The organism is Duganella rhizosphaerae, from assembly GCF_040364205.1.
Classification (GTDB): Bacteria; Pseudomonadota; Gammaproteobacteria; order Burkholderiales; family Burkholderiaceae_D; genus Rugamonas; species Rugamonas rhizosphaerae.
Map to the genome: position 1 here is coordinate 1 of NZ_BPWK01000079.1, position 497 is coordinate 497.

Here is a 497-nt window from a genome sequence, read left to right on the forward strand (position 1 = left end):
GGTGGCCAGGTTGTTGACCTGGGCGGTGGTCAGCGCGGCGACCTGGGCGGAGCTCAGGGCGGCGATGGCGGCCGTCTTGATGGCCGACAGATCAGCCGTTTCCAGCGCGGCAATCGCGTTGCTCGACAGGGCAGCCACTTGCGCGGTGCTCAGCGCGGCAGCTTCGGCGGTGGTCAGCGCCACCACTTGATCGGTCGTCAGTGCCTTGACCTGATTGGCGCTCAGGGCGGCAATCGCGTCGGATTTCAGTGCGGCGAAGTCGGCCGTTTCCAGCGCGGCGATGGCGGCGGTCGTCAGACCGGCCACTTGCGCGGTGCTCAGCGAGCTTGCCTGTGCGGTGGTCAGCGCGACGATCTGGTTGGTGGTCAAACCGGATACGGCGGCGGTGCTCAGCGCGGCGATCTGGTTGGTCGACAGCGCGGCAACCTGCGCCGTGGCCAGGCCGGCCAGCTGCGAACTGCGCAGCACGGCGACGTTGGCGGTGGTCAGGCCCGACA

1 pseudogene is annotated in these 497 nt (G+C 69.0%); it reads right to left on the minus strand.

From position 1 onward, the window contains the following. Window positions 1-497, minus strand: a pseudogene (locus RUGAMON1_RS32680) (heme utilization protein); the annotation flags it as partial.